Genomic DNA, 11,259 nt, shown 5'->3' with positions numbered 1-11,259 from the left:
GCCGATGGGCGCCGGCCGCCTGTCAGTCGCGGGCTGCCGGCGGGGCCACCGAGTCCCGCCGGACCAGCTCGTGGGCGACCACGTGGTCGACCACCATGTGCACGTCCTTCTCGCGGCGGCTGATCGCGCGCACCAGGATGTCCATGGCCGAGTCGGCCATCGAGGCGATGGGCTGGCGCACCGTGCTCAGTTCCGGCCATACCGTGGTGGCGGCGGAGGTGTCGTCGTAGCCGACCACCGACAGGTCGCGCGGCACGTCCAGGCCGCGGCGGTGCGCGACCGAGACCACGGCGGCGGCCATGTCGTCGTTGCTGGCGAAGATCGCGGTCGGCGGCTTCTTGCGCGCCAGCAGCTTCTCCGCCGCCTCCAGCCCGGAGCGGTAGGTGAAGTAGCCCTGCTGGACCATGCCGGCGTCCAGGCTGATGCCGGCCGCGGCCAGCGCCGCCTGGAAACCCTCGAAGCGCCGCGCGCTGGCGGTCTGGTTGGGATGGCCCTTGATGAAGCCGATCCGGGTATGGCCCAGGCCGAGCAGGTATTCGGTGATCTCGCGGCTGGCGCGGAAATCGTCGATGCGCACGTGCGAGACGTCGTCGCCGAAGCGCGCCGAGGCCAGCGCCACCACCGGCACGTCGGCGCCGACCAGCTCCGAGACCACGGCCTTGGATTCGCACAGCGGCGGCGGCAGCAGCACGCCGGCGACGCTGCGCGCCAGGGTGCGGGCGGCGGCGCGCTCGGCCTCGGCGTTGAGGCCGTCCCAGCTGTCGACCACCAGCTGCACCGCGGTGCGCGCGGCGCCGCGCAGGGCGCCGACCAGCAGCTCGCTGAGGTAGGCGCCGGACGGGTTGGTGTAGATCAGCGCGATCCGCGTGCCCTGCGCCGCGGCCAGCGAGCGCGCCGCCAGGTTCGGCGTGTAGCCCAGTTCGCGCACCGCGCGCATCACCTGCTCGCGGGTCTCCGGGCGCACGTTGGCGTTGCCGTTGATCACCCGCGACACGGTCATCGGCGAGACCTCGGCCGCCGCGGCCACCTCGTGGATGGTTACCGCGCGTCCCTTGCGGCGTGCGGACTTGCTGCTGGTGGCCAATGGCGTTCCCTCCCCATGGACTGCGGCCCTGCCGCGCTCTGTGGTTCCCGCCCGCGCCCGGCCCGGGTGCGGGCACGGGCCATGGCCCGCGACAACCGGAAGTAGAAGAGTGATATCGATAGCACGATCCGCGTCTGCAAAACATCCCGCGCGTCCCGGCCTGCTGGGGCTACTGGCGCTGCTGCTGACCTGGCTGCTGGCGCTGCCGGCCGCGGCCGAGGACGGCTATGACCTGTGGCTGCGCTACCGGCCACTGCCGGCGCCGGTGCTCAAGCAGTACCGCGACCAGGGCACGCAGCTGGTGGCCCCGGCGGACACCGCGACCCAGCGCGCCGCCCGTGACGAACTGGTGCGCGGCCTGTCCGGCCTGCTCGGGCGCGCGCCGGCGCTGGCCGCGCAGGCCCGGCGCGACGGCGCGATCGTGGTCGGCACCCCGGCCTCGCTGCCACAGCTGGCGGCGCTCCAGGGCGAACTGGAAGGCCTGGGCGAGGAGGGCTACCTGATCCGCAGCACCCGCATCGACGGGCGCGCGGCCACGGTGGTGGCGGCCAACACCGACATGGGCGCGCTGTACGGCAGTTTCCACCTGCTGCGCCTGGTGCAGACCGGGCAGCCGCTGGCCGGGCTGGACCTGCGCGAGGCGCCGAAGGTGAAGGTGCGCGTGCTCAACCACTGGGACAACCTGGACCGCTACGTCGAGCGCGGCTATGCCGGCGAATCGATCTGGGACTGGCACAAGCTGCCGGACTGGCTGGACCCGCGCTACACCGACTACGCCCGCGCCAATGCCTCGGTCGGCATCAACGGCACGGTGCTCAACAACGTCAATACCAGCGCGCTCGCATTGACACCGATGTACCTGGAGAAGGCGGCGGCCCTGGCCTCGGTGTTCCGCCCGTACGGCATCAAGGTCTACCTCAGCGCCCGCTTCAGCGCGCCGATCGAGATCGGCGGCCTTGCGACCGCCGATCCGCTGGATCCGGCCGTGCGCCAGTGGTGGAAGGACAAGGCCGACGAGATCTACCGCACCATCCCCGACTTCGGCGGCTTCCTGGTCAAGGCCAATTCCGAGGGCCAGCCCGGCCCGCAGGACTACGGCCGCAGCCATGCCGACGGCGCCAACATGCTGGCCGAGGCCCTGGCTCCGCACGGCGGCATCGTGATGTGGCGCGCTTTCGTGTACTCGCACGAGGAACCTGACGACCGCCACAAGCAGGCCTACAACGAGTTCGTGCCGCACGACGGGCGGTTCGCCGACAACGTACTGGTGCAGGTGAAGAACGGCGCGATCGACTTCCAGCCGCGCGAGCCGTTCCATCCGCTGTTCGGCGCCATGCCCAGGACGCCGCTGATGATGGAGTTCCAGATCACCAAGGAGTACCTGGGCTTCGCCACCCACCTGGTGTACCTGGGCCCGCTGTACGAGGAAGCGCTGCGCGCCGATACCCATGCGCGCGGCCCCGGTTCGACCGTGGCGAAGATCGTGGACGGCTCGCTGGAGGGACACGCGCTGACCGGCATGGCCGGCGTGGCCAACATCGGCGTGGACCGCAACTGGAGCGGCTCGCACTTCGACCAGGCCAACTGGTACGTGTTCGGGCGCATGGCCTGGGACCCGCACGCCGGCGCCGAGGACATCGCCCGCGACTGGGCGCGCATGACCTTCTCCACCGACCCGGCCGTGGTCGAGCCGGTGGTGTCGATGATGATGGGCTCGCACCAGGCGGTGGTCGACTACATGACCCCGCTGGGCCTGCACCACCTGATGGGCCGCGGCCACCACTACGGCCCGGGTCCGTGGGTCGAGGGCGGTCCGCGCGCGGACTGGACCTCGGTCTACTACCACCGCGCCGACGCGCGCGGCATCGGCTTCGACCGCACCGCCAGCGGCAGCAACGCCGTGGGCCAGTACGCGCCGCCGGTGGCAGCGCAGTTCGGCAACCTCGACACCGTGCCGGAAGAGTTCCTGCTGTGGTTCCACCACGTGCCCTGGGACCACCGCATGGCCTCCGGCCGCAGCCTGTGGGACGAGCTGGTGCTGCGCTACGACCGCGGCGTGGACTACGTGCGCGGCATGCGCCGTACCTGGGCCGCGCTGGAGGGCAAGGTCGATACCGAGCGCCACCACCAGGTCGCGGTGTTCCTCGGCATCCAGGAAAAGGAAGCAAAGTGGTGGCGCGACGCCAGCATCGCCTACTTCCAGACCTTCTCGCAGCGCCCGCTGCCGGAAGGCGCGGCGCCGCCGCCGCACGACCTGGAGTACTACAAGTCCCTGCAGTTCCCGTACGCACCCGGAGACGGCAAGTGAGCCCAACCAAGCTGATCCATCTGGCCGCCGCGCTGGGCCTGGCCCTGGCGCCGCTGGCCCAGGCCCAGGACACCACCACGCCGGCCGCCCCGCTGCTGCATTCGCTGTTCCAGGACCACGCCGTGCTGCAGCGCGACCAGCCGCTGCGGGTGTGGGGCCGCGCCGAGCCCGGCGAGCAGGTGAAGGTGGAGATCGCCGGCAAGCGCGCGCGCGTGCGCGCCGGCGCCGATGGTCACTGGGAAGCGAGCCTGCCGGCGCTCAAGGCCGGCGGCCCGTACGTGCTCACCGCCCAGGCCGGCCAGGCCCGCCAGGTGGTGTCGGACGTGATGGTCGGCGACGTGTGGCTGTGCTCGGGGCAGTCGAACATGGAGCTGCAGGTGTGGCGCTCGCTGGACGCGCGCGCCGAGATCGCCGGCGCCGGCAACGACCGCATCCGCCTGCTGACCGTGCCGCAGGTGGCGCAGGTGGAACCGCAGCGCGGGTTCAGCGAGCCGGTGGCGTGGAAGCCGGTGGATCCGGATTCCGTGCGCGACTTCTCCGCGGCCTGCTACTTCTTCGCCCGCGAGCTGCAGAAGACCGTGGACGTGCCCATGGGCCTGGTCAACGCCGCCTGGGGCGGCTCGCGCATCCAGGCCTGGACCAGCGCACGGCAGCTGCGCACCCTCGGCCGCTACGACGCCGAACTGGACGTGCTGGAGCGTTACGCGCGCGATCCGATGGAGGCGGTCGGGGCCTGGGGCGAGCTGTGGCAGGGCTGGTGGTCGGGCCGCCCGGGCGTGGCCGCCGACGACCGCCCATGGGCGCCGGGCACGCCGGCCGGGCAGTGGCGCCCGGCGCCGGCCCAGCTCGGCGCCTGGGAGAAGTGGGGCGTACCGGAACTGGAAGCCTTCGACGGCATGGTCTGGTACCGCACCACGGTGGAGCTGAGCGCCGAACAGGCCGCGCAGGACGCGGTGCTGGCGCTGGGCCCGGCCGACGAGATCGACACCACCTGGGTCAACGGCCGCGCCGTCGGCAGCACCTACGGCGCCGGCGGCGGCCGCGAGTACCGCCTGCCGCCGGGACTGCTGCAGGCCGGCACCAACACCGTGGTGGTCAACGTGCTGGACACGTACCGCGACGGCGGCCTGGCCGGCCCGGCCGAGGCACACGCGCTGGTGCTGGCCGACGGCACCCGGGTGCCGCTGGCCGGCGGCTGGCAGTACCGCGTGGTCCCGCCGGAGCTGGGCACGCCGCCGCGCGCACCGTGGCAGAGCGCCGCCGGCCTGTCCACGCTGTACAACGGCATGATCGCCCCGCTGGGCGGCTATGGCCTGCGTGGCGCGCTGTGGTACCAGGGCGAGTCCAACACCTTCGAGCACGCCATCTACGCCGACCTGCTGCGCGCCCTGCGCAGCGACTGGCGCCGCCAGTTCGGCGCGAAGCTGCCGCTGATGATCGTGCAGCTGCCCAACTTCGGCACCCCGCCGACCGCGCCGGGCGAGAGCGACTGGGCGAACATGCGCCAGGCGCAGAAGCAGGTGGCGGACGAGGACCCGGGCACCGGCCTGGTGGTCACCATCGACATCGGCGACCGCTACGACATCCACCCCACCAACAAGCAGGAGCTCGGCCGCCGCCTGGCCCGCGCCATGCGCCATCTGGCCTACGGCGAGAAGCTGGCGCCGGCCGGCCCGGTGCCGGAGTCCGCCAGCCGCAACGGCGACGCCATCGTGGTGTCCTTCGCCCAGGTCAGCGGCAAGCTGGCCGCGTACGGTGCCGAAGGCCCGATCGGCTTCGAGGTCTGCGGCAGCGGACCCGGCTCCTGCCGCTGGGCCAGCGCCGAGCTGTGGAACAACCGCGTGACCCTGCGCGCCCCCCGTGCGCACGAGGCCACGCGCGTGCGCTACTGCTGGGCCGACAGCCCGGTATGCACCCTCTACGACCGCGACGGCGGCGGTCCCGGCCTGCCGGCCGGTCCCTTCGAAATCGCCGTTTCCCCCATGCCCTACGACGACCACGCACGATGAGCAGCCAGATCCCCACCGAAACCACCACCCACGGCTCGAAGAACGACCGCGAGATCGTCGATGCCAAGGTCATCGTCACCTGCCCGGGACGCAACTTCGTCACCCTGAAGGTCACCACCCGCTCGGGCGTGTACGGCCTGGGCGACGCCACCCTCAACGGCCGCGAGCTGGCCGTGGCCTCGTACCTGCAGGACCACGTGGTGCCCAACCTGATCGGCCGCGACGCCGGGCGCATCGAGGACATGTGGCAGTTCCTGTACCGCGGCGCGTACTGGCGCCGCGGCCCGGTCACGATGAGCGCGATCGCCGCGGTCGACGTGGCGCTGTGGGACATCCTCGGCAAGATGGCCGGGTTGCCGCTGTACCAGCTGCTGGGCGGGCGTTCGCGCGAGGGCGCGCTGGTGTACGGCCATGCCAACGGCCGCGACATCGCCGAGGCCTCCGACGCGGTGGGCCGCTTCATCGAGCAGGGCTTCCTCGCGGTGCGCGCGCAGTGCGGCGTGCCGGGCGTGAAGAAGGCCTACGGCGTGTCCTCCGGCCGCGCCTACGAGCCGGCCGAGAGCGAGCTGCCGGCCGAGACCGTGTGGAACACCCCGCGCTACCTGGAAGTGGCACCCAGGCTGTTCGAGCAGCTGCGCCGCGACCACGGCCCGGACGTGGAACTGCTGCACGACGTGCACCACCGCCTGACCCCGATCGAGGCCGCGCGCCTGGCCAAGTCGCTCGAGCCCTACCGCCTGTTCTGGCTGGAGGATTCCACCCCGGCCGAGAACCAGAAGTCGTTCGAGCTGATCCGCAAGCACTCGGTCACCCCGCTGGCGGTGGGCGAGGTGTTCAACTCGATCTGGGACTGCAAGCACCTGATCGAGAACCAGCTGATCGACTACATCCGCACCACCATCGTCCACGGCGGCGGCATCACCCACATCCGCCGCCTGGCCGACTTCGCCGCGCTGCACCAGGTGCGCACCGGCTTCCACGGCGCCACCGACCTGTCGCCGGTGACCATGGGCGCGGCCCTGCACTTCGACACCTGGGTTCCGAACTTCGGCATCCAGGAGTACATGTTCCACACCGACGAGACCGACGCGGTGTTCCCGCACGACTACGTGCTGCGCAATGGCCGCCTGTACGTGGGCGACACCCCGGGCATCGGCGTGGACATCGACGAGAAGCTGGCGGCGAAGTACCCGTATTCGCCCAAGCAGCTGCCGATCGCGCGCCTGGAAGACGGCTCGATGTGGGACTGGTAAGGCACACAGGACAAAAAGGGAGCAGACCATGAGCAAGCGCAGCGCCGGCCGTCCCGGCACCCCCCTCCGCCTGATCGCCGCGGCCGTGGCCGCGCTGGCGCTGTCCGCCTGCGGCGGGCGCCAGGCCGGACCGGAGGCCGGCGCCCGGGCGGCGGAAGCGGCACCGGCGTACTTCGACTGGTTCGAGTACACCGGCCGCGACGCTGCGTTCGAGGCGCCGCTCCCGGAGGGCAGCTTCCGCAACCCGGTGCTGGCCGGCTTCCACTCCGATCCCAGCATCACCGCGGCCAACGGCAAGTTCTACCTGGTGGCCTCGACCTTCGCCTTCTTCCCCGGCATCCCGGTGTTCGAGAGCGAGGACCTGGTGCACTGGAAGCAGGTCGGCAACGCGATCCACCGCCCCGGCCAGCTGGACTTCGATGGCCTGGGCATGTCGCGCGGCGTGTTCGCCCCGGCGATCGAGTACCACGACGGCACCTTCTACGTGGTCAATACCTCGGTGGACGCCGGCGGCAACTTCTTCGTCACCGCCAAGGACCCGGCCGGCCCGTGGTCGGACCCGGTGTGGCTGCCGACCATCGGCGGCATCGACCCGTCGCTGTTCTTCGATGACGACGGCAAGGTCTACATCCTCAACAACGACGAGCCGGAAGGCCCGGCGCGCTACGACGGCCACCGCGCGATCTGGCTGCAGGAGATCGACATCGCCAGCGGCAAGCCGTTCGGCCCGCGCAAGGTGCTGATCGACGGCGGGGTGAAGCCGGAGGAGAACCCGATCTGGATCGAGGGGCCGCACATCTACAAGGTCGACGGCTGGTACTACCTCAGCTGCGCCGAGGGCGGCACCGGCCCGCAGCACTCGCAGGTGGTGCTGCGCAGCCGCGACGTGTGGGGCCCGTACCAGCCGTACCCGGGCAACCCGATCCTGACCCAGCGCGAGCTCGATCCGGAGCGTCCGCTGCCGGTCACCAACGCCGGCCACGCCGACCTGGTCCAGGGCCCGGACGGCAGCTGGTGGGCCACCTTCCTGGCCAGCCGCAACTACGGCCGCGACCACTACAACACCGGACGCGAGGCGTTCCTGCTGCCGGTGCAGTGGAAGGACGGCTGGCCGCGGATCCTGGAGCCGAACAAGGAAATCCCGTACGTGCTGCCGGGGCCGTCATTCATGAAGAAGCCGGCCGACCAGGCGCCGATGAGCGGCAATTTCACCTGGCGCGACGAGTTCGACACGGTCGGGCTGGGCCAGGGCTGGATGACCCCGCGGGTGCCGAAGACGCAGTGGTACGACGGCAGCTCGCGCCCGGGCTGGCTGGCCATCCACCCGCTGCCCGAACGCCTGGACGCCAAGACCAACATGGCCTTCTACGCCCGCCGCCAGCAGCACCTGGTGTTCGAGGCCAGCACCGCGCTTGAGCTGCCGGCGCCGGGCGTGGCCGCCGGCCTGGCCGCGTTCCAGGGCGACGACCACTGGTACTTCCTTGGCGTGCGCCGCGGCGGCCAGGGCGCGGAGGTGTTCCTGGAGAAGAAGGCCGGCGGCGGGGTCGAGGTGGTGGCGCGCCAGCCGGCGTCCGTGGAAACGGAACTGCTGACCCTGCACATCGAGGGCAACGAGGGCCGCTACGGCTTCGGCTTCGATGCCGGCGACGGCCGCGGCGTGCAGTGGCTGGTGCGCGATGCCGACGGCACCATCCTCAGCACCGACGTGGCCGGTGGCTTCATCGGCGCCACCCTGGGCCCGCACGCGCGCCTGGAAACCGCGCGCTGAGGCCCCGTAGCACCCATCCCCGAACCTGAGAGGAGCGAGTCATGGACGCCAACAACGCAACCGCCCGCTACGCCCCCGCCCGCGGCCGCCTGCGCCGCCGCATGCTTGCCCGCGGCTGCGCGCTCGCCCTGCTGGCGGCGCTGCCTGGCGTCCAGGCCCAGCCCGACGAGGCGCGGCCGTGGCTGGACACCTCGCTGGGCTTCGAGGAGCGCGCCGCCGCGCTGGTCTCGCGGATGACGCTGGAGGAAAAGGCCGCGCAGATGCAGAACGACGCCCCGGCGATCGAGCGCCTGGGCGTGCCGCAGTACGACTGGTGGAACGAGGCCCTGCACGGCGTCGCCCGCGCCGGCGGGGCCACCGTGTTCCCGCAGGCCATCGGCATGGCGGCGAGCTTCGACGTGCCGCTGATGGACCAGGTGGCGGCGGCGATCAGCGACGAGGCCCGCGCCAAGCACCACGAGTTCCTGCGCAAGGGCGAGCGCGGCCGCTACCAGGGCCTGACCTTCTGGTCGCCCAACATCAACATCTTCCGCGACCCGCGCTGGGGCCGCGGCCAGGAGACCTACGGCGAGGATCCGTTCCTGACCGCGCGCATGGGCGTGTCCTTCGTGCGCGGCCTGCAGGGCATGGACCCGGAGACCGGGCAGCCGCTGGATCCGAAGTACCGCAAGCTCGACGCCACCGCCAAGCACTTCGCCGTGCACAGCGGCCCGGAGGCCGACCGCCACACCTTCGACGTGCATCCGACCAGGCAGGACCTGTACGACACCTACCTGCCGGCGTTCGAGGCCCTGGTGAAGGAAGCCGACGTTTACGCGGTGATGGGCGCCTACAACCGCGTCTACGGCGAGTCGGCCAGCGCCAGCCGCTTCCTGCTGCGCGACCTGCTGCGCCAGCAGTGGGGTTTCGACGGCTACGTGATGTCCGACTGCTGGGCGATCGTGGACATCTGGAAGAACCACAGGATCGTGGAGACGCCCGAGGAAGCGGCCGCGCTGGCGGTGAAGAACGGCACCGAACTGAACTGCGGCAGCACCTACGCCCAGAACCTGCCGGTGGCGGTGCGCAAGGGCCTGATCAGCGAGGCCGAACTGGACGACGCCCTGACCCGGCTGTTCGTGGCGCGCATGCAGCTGGGCATGTTCGACCCGCCGGAGCAGGTGCGCTGGGCGCAGATCCCGTACTCGGTGAACCAATCGGGCAAGCATGATGCGCTGGCGCGGAAGATGGCACAGGAATCGCTGGTGCTGCTGAAGAACGACGGCATCCTGCCGCTGCCGAAGGACATCCGCCGCCTGGCCGTGGTCGGCCCCACCGCCGACGACACCATGGCCCTGCTGGGCAACTACTACGGCACCCCGGCCGACCCGGTGACCATCCTGCGCGGCATCCAGGAGGCGGTGCCGGGCGTGGAGGTGGTGTACGCGCGCGGCGTGGACCTGGTCGAAGGCCGCGACGACCCGGCGGCGACCCCGCTGATCGAGCCGCAGTACCTGCGCCCGGCGCCGGGCTCCAACGAGCGCGGCCTGCGCGGCGAGTACTTCCGCAACAAGGACCTGTCCGGGCAGCCGGTGCTGGTGCGCGTGGACCCGCAGATCGCGTTCCGCTGGGACCGCGGCTCGCCCACCGACAACCTGATGGCCCGAGGCGAGGCCGGCCCGGACAACGCCGTGCCCAACGACGGCTTCAGCATCCGCTGGAGCGGGCAGCTGCTGCCACCGGTGAGCGGCCGCTACCGGATCGAGGCCGCGGCCAACGACGGCATGCGCCTGTACCTGGACGGCAAGCTGGTGCTGGACCACTGGGAGGACGCCGAGCGCCTGCGCGCCGACAGCGTGAGCCTGGACCTGGAAGGCGGTCGCGCCTACGACATCCGCCTGGAGTACTACGAGAACGAGCGCGACGCCGCGGTGCGGCTGGCCTGGGAGCGCCCCGGCGCGCAGCCGCCGTTCGAGCAGGCGCTGGAGGCGGCGCGCAGCGCCGACGCGGTGGTGTTCGTCGGCGGCCTGACCGGCGACGTGGAAGGCGAGGAGATGAAGGTCGACTACCCGGGCTTTGCCGGCGGCGACCGCACCGACATCCGCCTGCCTTCGACCCAGCAGAAGCTGCTGGAGGCGCTGCACGCCACCGGCAAGCCGGTGGTGGCGGTGCTGACCACCGGCTCGGCCCTGGGCATCGACTGGGCCAAGCAGAACCTGCCGGCGATCCTGCTGGCCTGGTACCCGGGCCAGCGCGGAGGCAACGCCGTGGCCGACGTGCTGTTCGGCGACTACAACCCGGCCGGGCGCCTGCCGGTGACCTTCTACAGCGCCGACGAGCAGCTGCCGCCGTTCGACGACTACTCGATGAAGGGCCGCACCTACCGTTACTTCACCGGCAAGCCGCTGTTCCCGTTCGGCCATGGCCTGTCCTACACGCGCTTCGGCTATTCGGCGCTGAAGCTGGATCGCAAGCGTGCTAGCGCGACCGACGAGGTCGCGGTCAGCGTCACCGTGAAGAACGAGGGCAAGCGAGCCGGCGACGAGGTGGTGCAGCTGTACCTGGCGCCGCTGCAGCCGCGGCGCGAGCGCGCGCTGAAGGAGCTGCGCGGCTTCCAGCGCGTGCACCTGCAGCCGGGCGAGTCGCGCACGGTCAGCTTCAGCATCGTGCCCGAGCGCGACCTGCGCGTGTACGACGAGGCCGCCGGCCGTTACGTGGTCGACCCGGGCCGCTACGAAGTGCAGGTCGGTGCCTCCAGCGCCGACATCCGCATGCGCGCGCCGCTGGAGGTGGTCGCGCGCTGATGGCTCGTGCCCGCCGCCTGTTCTCTCCGCTGGCGGCGGGCGCCAGGCGGCCGG

The 11,259-nt window shown here is 71.6% G+C and carries 6 protein-coding genes; 5 read left to right on the top strand and 1 reads right to left on the bottom strand.

What is annotated here, in order from left to right; genetic code table 11:
- Positions 1-22: 22 nt before the first annotated feature.
- Positions 23-1,084, bottom strand: coding sequence for a LacI family DNA-binding transcriptional regulator (locus tag EIM47_RS13585; RefSeq protein WP_125077204.1), 1,062 nt, complete (start codon positions 1,082-1,084; stop codon positions 23-25).
- A 172-nt stretch (positions 1,085-1,256) separates the two neighbouring features.
- Here EIM47_RS13585 and EIM47_RS13580 point away from each other — a divergent pair, with 172 nt between their 5' ends.
- From EIM47_RS13580 to EIM47_RS13560, 5 genes are read left to right on the top strand one after another with little or no spacing between them, the layout of a single operon-like run.
- Entirely contained in the window at positions 1,257-3,392 is a 2,136-nt protein-coding gene (locus EIM47_RS13580; RefSeq protein ID WP_276312195.1) for an alpha-glucuronidase family glycosyl hydrolase, read from the top strand.
- On the top strand, positions 3,389-5,401 hold the full coding sequence (locus tag EIM47_RS13575) for a sialate O-acetylesterase (RefSeq protein WP_125077203.1): 2,013 nt from the start codon (positions 3,389-3,391) through the stop codon (positions 5,399-5,401). The genes EIM47_RS13580 and EIM47_RS13575 overlap by 4 nt, the downstream gene beginning before the upstream one ends.
- A complete protein-coding gene (gene manD / locus EIM47_RS13570; RefSeq protein ID WP_019397604.1) occupies positions 5,398-6,654 on the top strand; it encodes a D-mannonate dehydratase ManD in 1,257 nt (418 codons plus the stop codon). Before EIM47_RS13575 ends, manD begins: the two co-directional genes overlap by 4 nt.
- Positions 6,655-6,682: 28 nt before the next feature.
- On the top strand, positions 6,683-8,422 hold the full coding sequence (locus tag EIM47_RS13565) for a glycoside hydrolase family 43 protein (RefSeq protein ID WP_125077202.1): 1,740 nt from the start codon (positions 6,683-6,685) through the stop codon (positions 8,420-8,422).
- A 41-nt stretch (positions 8,423-8,463) separates the two neighbouring features.
- A complete protein-coding gene (locus tag EIM47_RS13560) occupies positions 8,464-11,205 on the top strand; it encodes a glycoside hydrolase family 3 protein (RefSeq protein ID WP_028915251.1) in 2,742 nt (913 codons plus the stop codon).
- The last annotated feature ends 54 nt before the right edge of the window (positions 11,206-11,259 follow it).

Source organism: Pseudoxanthomonas sp. SGT-18 (genome assembly GCF_003931645.1).
Classification (GTDB): Bacteria; Pseudomonadota; Gammaproteobacteria; order Xanthomonadales; family Xanthomonadaceae; genus Pseudoxanthomonas.
This window is presented reverse-complemented; position numbering and strand designations above follow the sequence as displayed.

Coding starts and splice junctions, on each gene's coding strand:
- EIM47_RS13560 (WP_028915251.1), top strand. CDS start 8,464: ATGGACGCCAACAACGCAACCGCCCGCTACGCCCCCGCCCGCGGCCGC.
- EIM47_RS13565 (WP_125077202.1), top strand. CDS start 6,683: ATGAGCAAGCGCAGCGCCGGCCGTCCCGGCACCCCCCTCCGCCTGATC.
- manD (WP_019397604.1), top strand. CDS start 5,398: ATGAGCAGCCAGATCCCCACCGAAACCACCACCCACGGCTCGAAGAAC.